Raw genomic sequence first — 15,546 nt, forward strand, 5'->3', positions numbered from 1 at the left:
GGTCCCGTGATGGGATCAGCCGCGCGGGGGCGGCTCCGCGGCGTGCATCCTTCTCCTTCCACTGACGAATCCGCGCGCCCACTCTCCGCCCCCGCTTTTTCGTTCCCGGAGGGGGAGTACACCCGTGTCTGCCATCGAGTCCGTTCTGCTGCGCCGGCTGCGGACCGTCTACGTCGACCTACCCGAGGCCGCCGCGTCGCCCGGCCGCGAAGGCGTGCGCCCCCTGGAGGGCGAGCTCCTGGAGCGCGGTCACGCGCTGGACCCGCAGCTCCACGCGGCCCTCTCGGAACTCGCGCCGACCGACCTCGCCGAGGAGCGGCTGCGGCTGCTCGCGCTGGTGGACGAGCTGATGGGCTCCGACCGGGTGCACCGGCCGCTCTTTCGGCGCTTCCCCTTCTCCATCCCGCACGACACCGAGCGCTGGTACGTCAGCCGCGTCTTCGCCCTGCTGCTCCAGGAACCCGCACAGCCGTGCGTGCTGTGCGGCGAGACCGGCACGGTCCATCCCGTCGCCCCCTGCGCCCACCTCGTCTGCCGCACCTGCTGGGACGGCGCCGACTACACCGGCTGTCCCGTCTGCCACCGGCGCGTCGACCCCGCCGATCCCTTCCTGCGGCCGGACCGCGCCGGCGCCGCCGACCGCAAGGCCAAGGGCCTGCCGGCGGGCCCGCTGCGGCTGCTGCGGCTCGGCACGGACCTGCCGGCCGACTGCGCCCGGGTGGTCGCCTCGCTGCTCGCCCGGCGGACCCCGCTCTCCGCCGAGGACCGCGACGACCTGGACCTCCTGCTCCCCGCCGCCCCGGCGGACCTCGGCTGGCTCCCCGCCGAGATCCCGGTCCGCGAGACCAAGGCCCAGGTCCTCGGCACGCTGCTGGGCGACTGGCGGACCGCGGACGCGGCGCGGCCGCTGCTGGCCGGGCGCCTCACCACGGCGACCGACGTGCTGCGTCTGCTCGCCGTCCTGTCCGGCGGGGACGCTGGCCTGCTGCCGCCGCTGCCCCGGTTCGCGAACCCCGGGCGACCGCTGCGCCGGGAACTCCTCTCGATCCTCGACGCGTTGAACCCCCAGTACCTGGTCGAGGACCTGCTGCGGCATCCCGTCGCCTGGAAGCGGGCCGCCGAACTGCTGCACCCCTTCGAGCGGCACGCCCGGCACCCGCGGGCCGCGCTGGCCTTCGCCGTGCTGCGGGGCACCACCGTGTCCGCCGCCACCCCGCTCGGCGCGGCGCTGCTGGAGAGCGCCGCCGCACACCCGGACGCCGTCCGCCTCGACGGGGACCGGATCCGGCCCGCCACCTGGGCGGGCCGGCTGGAACAGGCCCTCGCCGAGGGTGACGCGCAAGCCGCCGCCGCGCTCGCAGGGCAGCGCCCGGGGGAACTCGTACGCCGCCTCGACCACCTGCTGCGCCTGCACCCGGGCGAGGAGCTCCTGCCCGAGTTGGAGAAGGCACTCGCGCGCGGCCTGCCCTCCGTCGGCGCGGGCCCACTGCTGTCCGCACTCGGCGCGCTGCGGATCCGCGCCCAGGACCGCAGGGGCGGCCGGCGGGTGTTCTTCCCGCGCGGCCTGGTGGCGCGCGCCCAGGTGGCGTCGGAGAAACGGCCCCCGCTGCCCGCACCGCTGATCGCGGCGGTGGTGGCCCGGCTGGAGGCAGAGGTGCTGCGGCGGTTCGATGCCGCCGGGGACGAGCCGTACGAGCTGTCCGTCCTCGACTCCGGGCTGGCCGACCTCACCGTGCCCTTCGGCGAGCGCTCCGCCGCCAGGGCGCTGGTGGCCGTCCCCCGCGGCAGTACGCAGACCCTGCCCGAGGGAGAGGTACTGCGGCTGTTCCTCCACTGGACGCAGCCCGCGCGCACCATCACCGACCTCGACCTGTCCGTCGCCTTCCTCGACGCGGAGTGGAAGTTCACCGGCGTGTGCGACTACACCACCCTCCGGCACGGGCCGCCCGGGGCGGCCACCCACTCGGGCGACCTCACCTCGGCTCCCGCGCCGGGCGGCGCCACCGAGTACGTGGACCTGGACCTGGCCGCCCTCGCGAGGAACGGGGACGCCTTCGCCGTCCCGCTGGTGTTCAGCTACAACAACGTGCCCTTCGACGAGCTGACGGACGCCTTCGCGGGGTTCATGGCCCTGTCGGCGGACGGCCCGCGCGACTCCTCGTACGACCCGCGAACGGTCCGCCAACGCTTCGACCTGGCGGGCGAGTCCCGAGTCTGCATGCCGATGGTCGTGGACCTCTCGTCCCGGCGGGCCCTGTGGGCGGACGTCCACCTGCCGGCCTCGGGCGGCTTCCAGAGCGTGGCCTCGCACGGCGAGCCGCTGGCGTCCGCCGCCCGCGACGTGTGGGAGCACTTCGGCTCCGGCACCCGTACGAGCCTGTGGGACCTGGCGGTGTGGCGGGCCGCGGCCCGCTCCCGCGAGGTGGTTGTCGTACGCCGGGCCGTGGACGCCGCCCTGCCCGACGAGCTGTGGCACTACCGGGCCGCGCAGGACGAGCCGGTGACCGATTTCGCCTCCCGGATCGCGGCGCTGAAGCCGCCGCGGGACCGGCAGCCGTACGAGGACGCCGACACCGCCGCCGCCGCACTGGCGGCGGACAAGCGGGTCTTCCTGGCGACCGTGTACGCGAGCGTGGCTCCCCCGGGGGCTTCGGGGACGGCCTACCGTCTCTTCCCGGGGCCGGCCGAAGTGGCCGGATCCTTCTCCTCCGTGAGCGCCCCGGACCTGGTGGCGGAGCTGGGGACGGGCCCGGTCTGAAAGGGCATCGGGCCGCGGGTGTCGGACGGTGCCGATATCCTCTGTGACCATGCTCGACGACCGTACGACCGCAGAGACGACGTGGCCGACCGCGTACCCCCAGGGGTACGCGGTCGTCGACGTGGAGACCACCGGGCTCGCGCGCGACGACCGGATAGTGTCCGCGGCCGTCTACCGGCTCGACGCGCGGGGCAATGTGGAGGACCACTGGTACACCCTGGTCAACCCGCGCCGGGACCCGGGACCGGTCTGGATCCACGGTCTGACGAGCGACATGCTGTCCGACGCCCCGCACTTCGAGGACATCGCCGAGGAGTTCGGCGGGCGGCTCGCGGACCGGGTGCTCGTCGCGCACAACGCCCTCTTCGACTGGCAGATGATCGCCCGGGAGTACGCGCGGGCCTCCGTGACCGCGCCGGTCCGCCAACGGCTGTGCACGATCGCCCTGTCGAAGGAACTGAACCTCCCGCTGCCCAACCACAAGCTGGCCTCCCTCGCCGCGCACTACGGCGTCGTCCAGCAGCGCGCCCACAACGCGCTCGACGACGCCCGGGTGCTGGCCGAGGCGTTCCGCCCGTCGCTGCACGCGGCCGCGCGGGACGGCGTACGGCTGCCGCTGCTGGAGTGCCGCCCGCTGACGGAGTGGACGGACACCCCGCTCACGCCCCGGATCGGGCACCAGGCCTCGTACGGCGGCGGCGCCACGTGGCGGGCCTCGCGCAAGCGGCCGGCGTGCCCGCACCCGAACCCGGGGCGCTTCGAGGACGGCAAGCCCCTCAAGCAGGGCATGCGGGTCGCCTTCTCCGGCGACACCTCCGTCGACCGCGAGCTGTTGGAGGACCGGGCGGTGGAGGCCGGACTGCACGTCGCGACGAGTGTGTCGCGGCTCACCAGCCTGCTCGTGACCAACGACCCCGATTCCTCGACCTCCAAGACGGTCAAGGCGAAGTCCTTCGGCACCCCCGTGGTCGACGAGGCCGCCTTCACGCACCTGCTGCGGGACGTGGCCCCGGCCGACTAGGACGGGCGACCGGAGGCTGTTGGCCGGCGCGTTGCTCCGGCCGGGTGCAGGCGCGGCGACTCACCCCGGTGGATCTTGTTCCGGTCCGCCGCCCCGCCCAGCATGCGGCGCATGGCACGTTGTGAGGTCTGCGGAAACGACTACGGGATGTCCTTCGAGGTGCACGCGCAGGGCGCGGTGCACGTCTTCGACTGCTTCTCCTGCGCCATCCACCGCATGGCGCCGATCTGCGAGCACTGCCGGGTGCAGATCATCGGGCAGGGCGTCGAGGTGGAGGGGCAGTGGTTCTGCGGCGGGCACTGCGCCCGCGCGGAGGGGAAGGTGGGCATCGTCGACCACGTCTGACCCCGAACCCCACCCTTACCCGAACCTCTCCCCGCCCCCTCCCCCGCTCTCTCCCCCGACCCCGGAAGGCCACCCGGCCGCCGGGGTCGCCGTCGCTGCGGGTACCGTCGTGGGCGTGTACCGATTCGTCCTGACCCGGCAGTGGGTGTGCCTCACCCTCGTCGCCCTCGTCCTCATCCCCGTGATGATCCAGCTGGGGTTCTGGCAGTTCCACCGCCACGAGCACCGGGTCGCCCAGAACGAGCTGATCGCGAAGAACCTGTCGGCGAAGCCGGTGCCGGTGACCGAGGTCACCTCCCCCGGCCACACCGTTCCGAGGAACGACTACTGGCGGGCCGTCACCGCGACCGGTACCTACGACTCCGCGCATGAGGTCGTCGTGCGCATGCGCACCTCCCACGCCGACCGGGTCGGCTTCCACGTCCTGACCCCGCTGCTGCTGGCCGACGGCCGCGCGGTGCTGGTCAACCGGGGTTGGGTGCCCGGCGGCGACGACCCGCGCGCCTACCCGCCGGTGCCGGCCGCGCCGTCCGGCGAGGTCACGGTCACCGGGCGGCTGAAGGCCGACGAAACCAGCGGCGGCAGCGGCATCAAGGACCGCAAGGGCCTGCCCGACCGCCAGGTGATGCTGATCAACAGCGAGCAGCAGGCCGCCGCCCTGGGCCGGCCCGTCCTCGGCGGCTACCTGGAACTGTCCGGCCCCGCCCCGGGGGACGGCACTCCCGAGCCGGTGGCCGAGCCCGACCACGACTCGATCGGCGCGCACATGGCGTACGCGATCCAGTGGTGGCTGTTCGCGTCCGCGGTGCCGGTGGGTTGGGTCATCCTGGTCCGCCGCGAGCGCCGCGACCGCGAGGAGGCCGCCGCCGCCGAGGCCGTGTCGCCGGAGCCCGCTTCGGCGTAGCGTGACCCGCATGGATCTTGGACTGAAGGACCGTGTGTACGTGGTCACGGGCGCGACCCGGGGCCTCGGCTTCGCCTCCGCGCGGGAGCTGACCGCCGACGGGGCGAGGGTGGTACTGACCGGGCGGGACGAGAAGCGGGCCGCGGACGCGGCCGCGGCGCTGGGCCCGAACGCGGTGGGCGTGGCCGCCGACAACGCCGACCCCGAGGCCCCGGCCCGGCTGGTGGCCACCGCGAAGGAACGCTTCGGCCGCTTCGACGGCATCCTCATCAGCGTCGGCGGCCCGGCCCCGGGGAGCGCGGCGGACAACACCGACGCGCAGTGGACGGCGGCGTTCGAGTCGGTGTTCCTGGGCGCGGTCCGCCTCGCCAGGGCGGCGGCCGCCGAGCTGGACGCGGGCGGGGTCATCGGCCTCGTCCTGTCGGGCTCGGTGCACGAGCCGATCCCGGGCCTGACCATCTCGAACGGGCTGCGGCCGGGGCTCGCGGGCTTCGCGAAGTCCCTGTCGGTGGAGTTGGGGCCGCGCGGGATCCGCGTGGTCGGGCTACTGCCGGCGCGGATCGACACCGACCGGGTGCGGGAGCTGGACGCCCTGTCCGGGGACGCGGACGCGGCGCGGGCCGGCAACGAGTCCCGTATCCCGCTGCGCCGCTACGGCACCCCGGAGGAGTTCGGCCGCACGGCGGCGTTCCTACTGTCCCCGGCCGCCTCGTACCTGACCGGCGTCATGCTCCCGGTGGACGGCGGGGCACGGCACGGCTTCTGAACACCTGCTGATTCCGATCACGCGGGCCGCCTGGCTCCCTGTGCGGGGTCGGGCGGCTCGCGTACCGGTCGGTGCGGAACGTCAGTCCGAGAGCCCGGCCAGGTCGCGCAGGCGGCGGGCCTGGGCGGCGCGCTCGGCCGCGCGCTGGTCGTCGTAGGCCCGGGAGCCCGCCTCGCGCAGCAGGGCCTTGGTCTCGATCACGGCGTCGCGCGGCGGGGCGAGCAGCGCCGTGGTGAGGTCCCGGACGGCGGCATCGAGCTCGTCGGCCGGGACGACCAGGTTGGCGAGGCCCACCCGCTCTGCCTCTTCGGCGTGCACGAAGCGGCCCGTCGCGCAGATCTCCAGCGCGCGGGCGTAGCCGACGAGCGCGGTCAGCGGCTGGGTGCCGGCCAGGTCGGGGACGAGGCCGAGGCTGGTCTCGCGCATGGCGAACTGCACGTCGTCCGCGACGACGCGCAGGTCACAGGCGAGCGCCAGCTGGAAGCCGGCGCCGATCGCGTGTCCCTGCACGGCGGCGATGGAGACGATGTCGTTGCGCCGCCACCAGGTGAAAGCCTCCTGGTACTCGGCGATGGTGGAGTCGAGGGCCTCGTCCGCACCGCGTGCCAGATCCAGGAACGACGGCTCGCCCTCGAAGCCCTCGGGGGTGAACGCCTGCCGGTCGAGCCCCGCGGAGAAGGACTTGCCCTCGCCCCGCAGCACGACGACCCGGACGGTGCCCGGCAACGACCTTCCGGCCTCCGCCAACGCCCGCCAGAGCGCGGGGGATTGGGCGTTTCGCTTGGTCGGATTGGTCAGGGTCACCGTGGCGAGCGAGTCGTCGATGGTGAGCCGTACGCCGTCCTTGTCGAGCAGAGCCATCTGGTGCCTCCGGTGTGCAGTCGTGGCCGCGTACTCGGCCTAAGTGACTGCACAGTAACCACCCAGCCGACCACGGGGCCGACCGGGGGTCACCGCAGGAGACGTCGGAACATGGAGCTGTAGCGCTGCGGATCCATGAAGCGTGGATCCATGGAGCGTGGATCTGTGGGACGTGGATCGGTGGAACGTGAGCGTGGAGCCGTCGGGCGACGTCGGCGCCGGCCTTGGCCTGAGGGCCAGGGTCAGGCCGCCGCCGCCTTCTTGCCGCGCGTCGCGCCACCGCGACCACGCAGAACGACTCCGGACTCGCTGAGCATCCGGTGCACGAATCCGTAGGACCGGCCGGTCTCTTCGGCCAGCGCCCGGATACTCGCACCGGAGTCGTACTTCTTCTTCAGGTCTGCCGCGAGCTTGTCGCGCGCGGCGCCGGTCACCCGGCTGCCCTTCTTCAGAGTCTCGGCCACCCGTGCCTCCTCGTGGGAAGTGCGCTCTGGACTTCTCATGATCACCCCTCCCCGGCTTCCTGGCCACCCATTCAGCAAGGTCGGTGCGACGGCATTTCCCGAGCAGTGGACACCCGAGCAGAACGGAATCTTCCCTTCCGCCGCATGACGTGCGTCACACCCCGGCACACCCGGAAGGAATCACCAGGTCAGGGGCCGGACGCCGCAACGACGCGACCCCGGTCGCGCATCCGTACGGATGCGCCCGGGGTCTTCGTACGGCGCGCGACGGTACGAGACCGTCTCACTCAGATGATGGATCACGCCTGAGCCGAATGATCCATAAGGAACTGGATCACCGACTCGGCCCCGTCAGGCCAGGGCGACCAGGTCCCGGTAGTCCGGGCCCCACAGGTCCTCGACGCCGTCGGGGAGCAGGATGATCCGCTCCGGCTCCAGGGCCTCCACCGCGCCCTCGTCGTGCGTGACGAGGATGACCGCGCCCTTGTAGGTGCGCAGGGCGCCGAGGATCTCCTCGCGGCTGGCCGGGTCGAGGTTGTTGGTGGGCTCGTCGAGGAGCAGCACGTTCGCCGAGGAGACGACCAGCGTGGCCAGGGCCAGGCGGGTCTTCTCGCCGCCGGACAGGACGCCCGCCGGCTTGTCCACGTCGTCGCCGGAGAACAGGAAGGAGCCCAGCGTCTTGCGGACGGCGACCAGGTCGAGGTCGGGCGCGGAGGAGCGCATGTTCTCCAGGACGGTGCGCTCGGGGTCGAGCGTCTCGTGCTCCTGGGCGTAGTAGCCGAGCTTGAGGCCGTGTCCCGGGGTCACCACGCCGGTATCGGGCTTCTCGGTGCCGGCCAGCAGGCGCAGCAGCGTGGTCTTGCCAGCGCCGTTGAGGCCGAGGATGACGACGCGGGAGCCCTTGTCGATGGCCAGGTCGACGTCGGTGAAGATCTCCAGCGAGCCGTAGGACTTCGACAGGCCCTCGGCGGTCAGCGGGGTCTTGCCGCAGGGCGCCGGGTCCGGGAAGCGCAGCTTGGCGACCTTGTCGGAAACGCGGACGGCCTCCAGGCCGGACAGGAGCCGCTCGGCGCGCTTGGCCATGTTCTGCGCGGCGACCGTCTTGGTGGCCTTGGCGCGCATCTTGTCGGCCTGCGAGTTCAGGGCCGCGGCCTTCTTCTCGGCGTTCTGGCGCTCGCGCTTGCGGCGCTTCTCGTCGGCCTCGCGCTGCTGCTGGTAGAGCTTCCAGCCCATGTTGTAGACGTCGATCTGGGAACGGTTGGCGTCCAGGTAGAACACCTTGTTCACCACGGTCTCGACGAGGTCGACGTCGTGGGAGATGACGATGAAGCCGCCGCGGTAGTTCTTCAGGTAGTCGCGCAGCCAGACGATCGAGTCGGCGTCGAGGTGGTTCGTCGGCTCGTCGAGGAGCAGGGTGTCCGCGTCCGAGAAGAGGATGCGGGCGAGCTCGACGCGGCGGCGCTGGCCACCGGAGAGGGTGTGCAGCGGCTGGTTCAGGACGCGGTCGGGCAGGCCGAGGGCGGCCGAGATGGTCGCGGCCTCCGCCTCGGCGGCGTACCCGCCCTTGGTCAGGAACTCGGTCTCCTGGCGCTCGTACTGCTTGAGCGCCTTGTCGCGGGTGGCGCCGCTGCCGGTGGCGATGCGCTCCTCGTTGGCGCGCATCTTCTTGAGCAGGACGTCGAGCCCGCGCGCGGACAGGATGCGGTCCTTGGCCAGCACGTCCAGATCGCCGGTACGGGGGTCCTGCGGCAGGTAGCCGACCTCACCGGATCGGGTGATGGTGCCGCCGGCGGGCAGACCCTCGCCCGCGAGGCACTTGGTGAGGGTGGTCTTGCCCGCTCCGTTGCGGCCGACGAGGCCGATGCGGTCGCCCTTGGCGACGCGGAAGGAGGCGGACTCGATGAGGACGCGGGCGCCGGCGCGCAGCTCGATGCCGGTGGCGGTGATCACGGAAATACTCCAGGGCGGTGGGGACGGCGGAAGGATGGCGGGACGCGCGTTGCTTCGACGCCGCTAATCCGCGAGGAGATTTGCCATGGGATTCATTCTACCGGGGGTGCGCAACCACTTTTCGGGGCCTCCCGTCGCCCGTCCGGCCCAGGGCGCGGCAGCGTGGCCGGAGGGCGTGGCGGTACGAACGGGTTGATACTCGCCGCAGGGCACGAGACCGGTTTCACGGACGAGGCGGTGCGGCATGCAGTTCGACGACAACGCCAACCTGGACACCTCCGAGGTCCAGGACGTGCGCGGCAGCCGCATCCCCGGCGGGCGGGCCACCGTCGGAGGCGGCATCGTCGGCCTGATCGCGCTGGTGCTGGGCCTGCTCTTCGGGGTGGGGCCGGAGCAGCTGGGCCTGTCCGACGGGAGCCCGGAGCCGGCCTCGACGGCCTCCTCGGCGGCGCAGGTGCAGCAGAGCTGCAGGACGGGGCGGGACGCCAACACGCGGGAGGACTGCCGGCTCGTGGCGGTGGTGAACAGCACCCAGGACTTCTGGAGGCAGGAGTTCACCCGGCGCGGTGGTCAGTACGGCCCGGCGCAGACGGTGTTCTTCACCGGTCGGGTGGGCACCGCCTGCGGGGCGGCCACCTCGGCCGTCGGCCCCTTCTACTGCCCCGCCGACCGCAAGGTCTATCTGGACCTGGGCTTCTTCAACGAGCTGCGGTCGAATTTCGGCGCGAGCGGCGGCCCCTTCGCACAGGCGTACGTCGTCGCGCACGAGTACGGGCACCACATCCAGAACCTGACCGGCACACTCCAGCGCGCGCAGGACGGACGGCAGGGCGCGGACAGCAACGCGGTGAGGGTCGAGCTCCAGGCCGACTGCTACGCGGGGGTGTGGGCGCACAACGCGACGAGGACCCCGGACGAGTCCACGGGCCGGCCGCTGATCACGAGCCTCACCGACCAGGACATCCGCGACGGGCTGGACGCGGCCGCGGCGGTGGGCGACGACCGGATCCAGGAGAAGCTCCAGGGCCGCGTCACCCCGGAAGCCTGGACGCACGGCTCGGCGGAGCAGCGTCAGCAGTGGTTCTACCAGGGCTACCGCACGGGCGACATGGCCCGGTGCAACACCTTCCGCTGAGGATCGGCGGGGCCTGCCATGCTGTGAAGCAGGTCACCATCACGAGAGGGAGTGTTCGTCATGGCAGGCGGTCCGTCCATCTTTCCCACCCTGCTCTACCGCGACGCGAAGGCGGCCATCCAGCAGCTCACCGAGGCGTTCGGCTTCCACCGGGTCGCGGTCTACGAGAGCGAGGACGGCACGGTGATGCACGCGGAGCTGTCGTACGGCAGCGGCGCGGTGATGCTGGGCAGCAAGGGGCGCGGGGGTCAGTTCGACAAGGCGATGGAGGGGGCGGGCCCGGCCGGCGTCTACGTCGTGGTCGACGACGTGGACGCCCACCACCGGCGGGCCGTCGAGCACGGTGTGGAGATCCTGATGGAGCCCACCGACCAGGAGTACGGCTCCCGCGACTACATGGCGCGCGACGCCGAGGGCAACATCTGGAGCTTCGGGACGTACGCGCCGCAGCTGTAGCCCCACGGCGCGCGTCGTCTCGTCTCGTGTCGTCTCGTGTCGTCTCGTCTTCCGGGGATTCCTACGGGGCTACGCGCCGCCCGTGTGGACCTGGAACGCGGCCCGGCGGACGGCTTTGGCCAGGGCCGGGTCGGGGTGGGCGGCGGCGAGGGCGACGAGGACCTGCACGGTGCGCGGGTGGCCCACCGCGCGGACCTCGTCGAGCAGCCGGGGGACGGTGGTGCGGACGGCCGAGTCGAGGTGGCGGGCCAGCAGGTCGGCCTCGCCGTGGTCGGCGATGGCGGCCGCGGTGTCCACCCAGAGCCAGGTGGATTCCTCCGGGGTCAGGACGTCCTGGGCCTCGTCGGGGTCGACTCCGTCGTGCTCGGCGAGCCAGAGCAGGGCGTAGGGGCGCAGCGCGGGTTCCCGTACGGCCGCGCGGACCTCGCGTTCGGCGGGGGCGCCGACGACGCGCAGGGCCTCGAAGGCCAGGCCGCGCAGGAGGGCGTCCTCGCCCCGGGCGGCGAGCAGCAGCTCGCTGACGGCGTGGCCGACGGGGCGGGCGGCGAGCCAGGCCTGGTACTCGGCCCGCGCGGGGCCGGGGGTCAGGCGGGCGCAGCCGTGCAGCATGGCGGCGGCGGACTGCTCGATGTTCCCGGCGGGGCTCTGCGCCGCGACGCAGATCTGTTCCAACTTGACCCAGACGGCCCAACTGCCGAGCGGGGTGAGGGTGGCCCGCGCGGGGCCGAGGGTGACGGCGTCCACGGCGGCGAGTCCGCCGAGCGCCCAGCGCAGCAGTCGGGGCAGCGGGAGGGGGCGGGCAGCGGGGTTCGCGGTGGCGGGTTCGGCGTCGTAGGGGACCTCGCAGCGCTCGTCGCGCAGCTCGGTGACGCGCTGGCCGAGGAGGTCGAGGAGGTCCGGGACGGTGACGGGACCGGCGGAGAGCTGGAGCAGGGACAGCAACTGGGGCATGGCCTCGACCACTTCGGCGACCACCGAGGGGGCGATGTCGGCGGGGGCCGGGTGGACGAGCGACCAGGCGTCGAAGAGGGCGACCCAGCCGCGCAGTACGGCGGTGTCATCGCGGTCCCAGGCGCGCAGCCGCCAGCCGGGGCGGGCCTGGCCACCGTGCACCTCGACGAGGCCGGAGAGCCGGGCGCGGTCCCAGCCGACGCGGATCTGGCCGTGCGTCAGGCCCAGTTCCGCGGCGGCCCGTTCGACGTCGGGGGTGGGCAACGCGCCCGACGGGGCGGGGCGGCCGCTTTCGCCCGCTCCGAGGTTCAGCTCGGCCCAGCGGGCCAGCCGTACCGCGTCGGCGAGGGAGGCACGGGCGCGGTTCGCCAGGTCTGCCGTGGCGGGGGTGCCCGCCGGGGGCCGGGGAGCCGGCCGGGTTCGCCGGTCGGTCACCGCCTTGCGCGCCGTGGCGACGGAGCGCGGGGAGACGAGTCGGAGTCTGGAGTCGCGAGCCAACTGCTCATCAGGCTTTCGGGACGTCACGGAAGCAGTCTCGCCCGTCACTGGCCGAAAGCCCAAACGGAACCGGCCGTTTCCACAGGTCACAGGGTGGGCGAACCGGGATGATTCGCCCACCGGCTCCGCTCCGCCACAGCCCCTTCACGACCGCGCCACACCCACCGCCCGCCGGGCCTCGCGTCAGAGGGGGCAGACCCCTCACATCAGGGGCGTGAGGAACCGGCGCAGGGCCTCCTCGTACCGGCCGGGGTCGGCGTTCCACATCGCCCCGTGCCCGGCGTCGCGGACGGTCTGGAGGGTGACCAGGTCGGGGCGGGCCTCGGCGAGCCGGCGCGAGGGTTCCCACGGGGCGAGGGTGTCGTCCGGGCCGTGGAAGATCAGTACGGGGACGCGCAGCGCGCCGGGGTCCGCGGCCGGGGGCAGCCGGTCGGCGCGCAGTCCGGCCCGGCCCTCCGCGGCGCGCAGGGCGAGCGGGAGGAGTGGCGCGGGGACGCGCCGGGCGGCGGCGAGGGCGCGCAGGGTGGCGTGCCAGTCCAGGACGGGCGAGTCCAGCACGAGCCCGGAGATGCGACCGGCCAGGGCGGAGCGCTCCAGGGCGCGCAGGGCCATGGCGGCTCCGGTGGACCAGCCGTGCAGGACGACGCGTCGGGCTCCGTAGCGCAGGGCGTAGCGGATGGCGGCGTCGAGGTCGCGCCATTCTGACTCACCGAGGTGGCCGAGGCCGTCCGGGGAGGCGGGGGCGCCGAGGTCGCCCCGGTAGGCGAGGGAGAGGACGGGCAGCCGCATGCGGTGGAGGAAGGGCATGACCACCATCGGGTGCTCCCGGCTGCCGCCCAGTCCGTGGACGGCGATGACCCAGGTGTCCCGGGCGGCGGGCAGGAACCACGCGGGGAGGGGGCCGAGCTCGCCGGGGACGTCCACGTCGGCGTGGTCGAGTCCGAGGGCGGTGCGGGGGTTGCCGAGGTGGACCTGGGGGGTGAGGGCCACCCGGGTGCCGGGGTCGAGGCTGCCGTGGGTGACGGCGAAGAGGCGGCGTACGACGGTGTCCGGGTCGTGGGGGGCGTCGGGGAGGACGGGGCCGATCAGCGCGTGGACGCCGGGGGCGTCGAGTCCGTAGGTCCCGGGGCGCAGGGAGGCGAGCGAGCGGGTGAGGACGACGCGGCCGGCGGCGGTGGCGTGGACGCTGAGCCGGGGGGTGCCGGGCAGGGGACGGCCGGGTTCGGGGCGCAGGGCGGCGTCGGCGGCGTACCGGCCCGCCGCTACGGCGGCCACGGCCGCTCCGGCGCCGATCAGGGTCGTGGTGACGGCCGCTGCCGTCGCTGTCGCGGTACGCACGGCTCCAGTGTCGAGGCGGGGTCGCGCGGGGGCCACCGGAAGGGGCGCGGGGCGGGGCGCACAAGCGGAGTGATCTACCTCTCTTTCGTGCGCGGGGAGGGCCGGCGGAACGGGCCGCTCCGGGCGGCCGGAGAGGCCGGGCGACCCAGTCCTGACATGCATTAATCGATATATCTACGACAGAATCAGTACGAAGGAGCCGATGGGGGGTCGGTCTGGGAAACCACGCGTCCCGAGCCAGTTCACCTTCCGTTCATCCAGGTTGCCTACGGTCGCCGAGCCACTGACGTCCAACAGAAGCCTGGGTAAATGGAGCACATAACGCTTCTCCTCGGGATCGTGATCATCACCGCTCTCGTGTTCGATTTCACGAACGGTTTCCACGACACGGCCAACGCGATGGCCACCACCATCTCGACCGGCGCCCTCAAGCCCAAGACGGCGGTGGCCATGTCCGCCGTGCTGAACCTGGTCGGCGCGTTCATGTCCGTGGAGGTCGCCAAGACGATCTCCAAGGGGCTCGTCAACGAAGAGGGCATCCAGCCGGAAGTGATCTACGCCGCCCTGGTCGGCGCGATCCTCTGGAACCTCGTCACCTGGCTGGTCGGTCTGCCCTCCAGCTCCTCGCACGCCCTGATGGGCGGCCTCGTCGGTGCCGCGGTCGCCTCCGCCGGTCTCGACGCGGTCAACGGCGGCGTCGTCGTCACCAAGGTGCTGATCCCGGCCGTCGCCGCGCCGATCGTGGCCGGTGTGGCCGCGATGCTGGCCGCGAAGATCACGTACAGCCTGAACGGCAAGGTCGGCGCGAAGACCTCCACCAAGGGGTACCGCACGGGCCAGATCGCCTCGGCCGGTCTCGTCTCCCTGGCGCACGGCACCAACGACGCGCAGAAGACGATGGGCATCATCACCCTGGCGCTGGTCGCCGGCGGCGCCCTCGCCCCCGGCTCCAACCCGCCGGTCTGGGTCATCGTCTCCGCCGGCCTGGCGATCGCGCTGGGTACCTACCTGGGCGGCTGGCGCATCATCCGCACCATGGGCAGCGGCCTGACCGACCTCCAGCCGCAGCAGGGCTTCGCCGCCCAGACCTCGGCCGCGAGCGTCATCCTGGCCTCCTCCAGCCTCGGCTTCTCCCTCTCCACCACCCACGCCTGCTCCGGCGCGGTCATGGGCGCGGGTCTGGGCCGCAAGGGCGGCGTCGTCCGCTGGTCCACCGCGACCCGCATGTTCATCGCGTGGGGCCTGACCCTGCCGGCCGCCGCCCTGGTCGCCTCCGGCGCCGAGCTGGTCATGCGCACCGGTGACGTCGGCGTCGCCGCGGTCACCGTCTTCCTCGTCGGCTCCTGCCTGGCCATCTGGCTGATCTCGCGCCGCCAGGTCGTCGACCACACCAACGTCAACGACGTGGCCCCGGCCGCCGGGGACGAGCAGCCCGGCGTGGTCACCACCGCCATCGCGGCCGTCGCCGTCCCGCCGGTCGCGGGGACGACCGCCGCCGTCACGGACGAGGACCTGAAGGCCACCATCCCGGCCTCGACGGCCAACCCGGCGACCCCCGCGGCCCCGGCCGCGGCGGTCTGACCCCGAGAACGACAGAGGAAACCGCAGCATGAAGATCGACTGGGCAGCACTCGGCTCCGTCTTCGGGGTCAGCCTCTCGGCCACCGTCGCCCTCGTGGCGCTCTTCGCCCTGGGCCTGGTGGGCCTCTCCAAGCACGAGGCCGCCACCGAGCAGGGCGGCACCGCCACCCTGGCCCGCAGCGCCGCCTACGCCTGCTTCGCCCTCTGCACGGCGGCCGTGGTCTACGCGATCTACCTGATCGTCAGCTGACGACGCCCTGACGCCGCGCCGGCTCCCTCCGGGTTCCTCCCGGAGGGAGCTTTCGCGTACCCGGCTCCGGTTCCCGACCCAGGTCAACAGCGAGTTGACGGGCGTTCGCGGGGCGTGGTGGACTGCCCGAGCCAATACGGCGGCATGGAGAGGAAGTCCGGTGCGAATCCGGCGCGGTCCCGCCACTGTCACCGGGGAGCGCACGCCGTGCGCGCCCGGGAGCCAGGAACTCTCGCCGCCGGACACGTCGAACCAGGGCGCGGACCCT

14 protein-coding genes and 1 riboswitch are annotated in these 15,546 nt (G+C 73.2%); of the genes, 9 read left to right on the forward strand and 5 right to left on the reverse strand.

Annotated elements, in window-relative coordinates:
- The first annotated feature begins 124 nt into the window (after positions 1-124).
- The 5 genes from M4D82_RS08450 (at position 125) to M4D82_RS08470 (ending at position 5,794) form a co-directional block, all read left to right on the forward strand.
- Positions 125-2,758: an MXAN_6230/SCO0854 family RING domain-containing protein gene (locus M4D82_RS08450; protein WP_249765445.1), complete on the forward strand. Its 2,634-nt coding sequence runs from the start codon at positions 125-127 to the stop codon at positions 2,756-2,758.
- Positions 2,759-2,801: 43 nt separating this feature from the next.
- The gene (locus tag M4D82_RS08455; protein WP_249771595.1) at positions 2,802-3,779 is read left to right on the forward strand and encodes a DEDDh family exonuclease; all 978 of its coding nucleotides are present in this window, start codon (positions 2,802-2,804) and stop codon (positions 3,777-3,779) included.
- A 111-nt stretch (positions 3,780-3,890) separates the two neighbouring features.
- The gene (locus tag M4D82_RS08460) at positions 3,891-4,124 is read left to right on the forward strand and encodes a metallothionein (RefSeq protein WP_075972011.1); all 234 of its coding nucleotides are present in this window, start codon (positions 3,891-3,893) and stop codon (positions 4,122-4,124) included.
- A gap of 115 nt (positions 4,125-4,239) precedes the next feature.
- A complete protein-coding gene (locus M4D82_RS08465; protein ID WP_249765446.1) occupies positions 4,240-5,028 on the forward strand; it encodes an SURF1 family cytochrome oxidase biogenesis protein in 789 nt (262 codons plus the stop codon).
- A gap of 10 nt (positions 5,029-5,038) precedes the next feature.
- Entirely contained in the window at positions 5,039-5,794 is a 756-nt protein-coding gene (locus M4D82_RS08470; protein WP_249765447.1) for an SDR family oxidoreductase, read from the forward strand.
- Positions 5,795-5,875: 81 nt separating this feature from the next.
- Here the strand turns inward: M4D82_RS08470 and M4D82_RS08475 are convergent, their stop codons facing one another.
- From M4D82_RS08475 to M4D82_RS08485, 3 genes are all read right to left on the reverse strand, one after another.
- Positions 5,876-6,655, reverse strand: coding sequence for an enoyl-CoA hydratase/isomerase family protein (locus M4D82_RS08475; protein WP_249765448.1), 780 nt, complete (start codon positions 6,653-6,655; stop codon positions 5,876-5,878).
- A gap of 242 nt (positions 6,656-6,897) precedes the next feature.
- On the reverse strand, positions 6,898-7,119 hold the full coding sequence (locus M4D82_RS08480; RefSeq protein WP_190181942.1) for a helix-turn-helix domain-containing protein: 222 nt from the start codon (positions 7,117-7,119) through the stop codon (positions 6,898-6,900).
- A gap of 351 nt (positions 7,120-7,470) precedes the next feature.
- On the reverse strand, positions 7,471-9,069 hold the full coding sequence (locus M4D82_RS08485) for an ABC-F family ATP-binding cassette domain-containing protein (RefSeq protein ID WP_249765449.1): 1,599 nt from the start codon (positions 9,067-9,069) through the stop codon (positions 7,471-7,473).
- 244 nt (positions 9,070-9,313) lie between these two features.
- Here M4D82_RS08485 and ypfJ point away from each other — a divergent pair, with 244 nt between their 5' ends.
- Both ypfJ and M4D82_RS08495 read left to right on the forward strand, forming a co-directional pair.
- Positions 9,314-10,204 carry a KPN_02809 family neutral zinc metallopeptidase gene (gene ypfJ / locus M4D82_RS08490; RefSeq protein WP_249765450.1) on the forward strand — a complete coding sequence of 297 codons (891 nt, stop codon included), beginning with the start codon at positions 9,314-9,316 and terminating at the stop codon, positions 10,202-10,204.
- Between the two features lie 60 nt (positions 10,205-10,264).
- Complete coding sequence (locus M4D82_RS08495) at positions 10,265-10,660, forward strand: VOC family protein (protein WP_249765451.1); 396 nt, start codon at positions 10,265-10,267, stop codon at positions 10,658-10,660.
- Between the two features lie 69 nt (positions 10,661-10,729).
- Here the strand turns inward: M4D82_RS08495 and M4D82_RS08500 are convergent, their stop codons facing one another.
- Positions 10,730-12,136, reverse strand: a complete 1,407-nt coding sequence (locus M4D82_RS08500; protein WP_502988891.1) for a hypothetical protein — start codon at positions 12,134-12,136, stop codon at positions 10,730-10,732.
- Between the two features lie 174 nt (positions 12,137-12,310).
- On the reverse strand, positions 12,311-13,447 hold the full coding sequence (locus tag M4D82_RS08505; protein WP_249765452.1) for an alpha/beta hydrolase family protein: 1,137 nt from the start codon (positions 13,445-13,447) through the stop codon (positions 12,311-12,313).
- A gap of 309 nt (positions 13,448-13,756) precedes the next feature.
- On the opposite strand from M4D82_RS08505, the gene M4D82_RS08510 reads away from it, so the two are divergent.
- Positions 13,757-15,028 carry an inorganic phosphate transporter gene (locus M4D82_RS08510; RefSeq protein WP_249765453.1) on the forward strand — a complete coding sequence of 424 codons (1,272 nt, stop codon included), beginning with the start codon at positions 13,757-13,759 and terminating at the stop codon, positions 15,026-15,028.
- A 28-nt stretch (positions 15,029-15,056) separates the two neighbouring features.
- A complete protein-coding gene (locus M4D82_RS08515; RefSeq protein WP_249765454.1) occupies positions 15,057-15,278 on the forward strand; it encodes a hypothetical protein in 222 nt (73 codons plus the stop codon).
- 149 nt (positions 15,279-15,427) lie between these two features.
- A riboswitch (cobalamin riboswitch) is annotated at positions 15,428-15,510 on the forward strand.
- The last annotated feature ends 36 nt before the right edge of the window (positions 15,511-15,546 follow it).

Source organism: Streptomyces sp. RerS4, from assembly GCF_023515955.1.
GTDB lineage: Bacteria > Actinomycetota > Actinomycetes > Streptomycetales > Streptomycetaceae > Streptomyces.

What these genes read in the sequence shown, in the direction of transcription:
- M4D82_RS08495 (WP_249765451.1), top strand. Translation starts at nt 10,265, where the DNA reads ATGGCAGGCGGTCCGTCCATCTTTCCCACCCTGCTCTACCGCGACGCG.
- M4D82_RS08460 (WP_075972011.1), top strand. Translation starts at nt 3,891, where the DNA reads ATGGCACGTTGTGAGGTCTGCGGAAACGACTACGGGATGTCCTTCGAG.
- M4D82_RS08470 (WP_249765447.1), top strand. Translation starts at nt 5,039, where the DNA reads ATGGATCTTGGACTGAAGGACCGTGTGTACGTGGTCACGGGCGCGACC.
- M4D82_RS08515 (WP_249765454.1), top strand. Translation starts at nt 15,057, where the DNA reads ATGAAGATCGACTGGGCAGCACTCGGCTCCGTCTTCGGGGTCAGCCTC.
- M4D82_RS08510 (WP_249765453.1), top strand. Translation starts at nt 13,757, where the DNA reads ATGGAGCACATAACGCTTCTCCTCGGGATCGTGATCATCACCGCTCTC.
- M4D82_RS08475 (WP_249765448.1), bottom strand. Translation starts at nt 6,655, where the DNA reads ATGGCTCTGCTCGACAAGGACGGCGTACGGCTCACCATCGACGACTCG.
- ypfJ (WP_249765450.1), top strand. Translation starts at nt 9,314, where the DNA reads ATGCAGTTCGACGACAACGCCAACCTGGACACCTCCGAGGTCCAGGAC.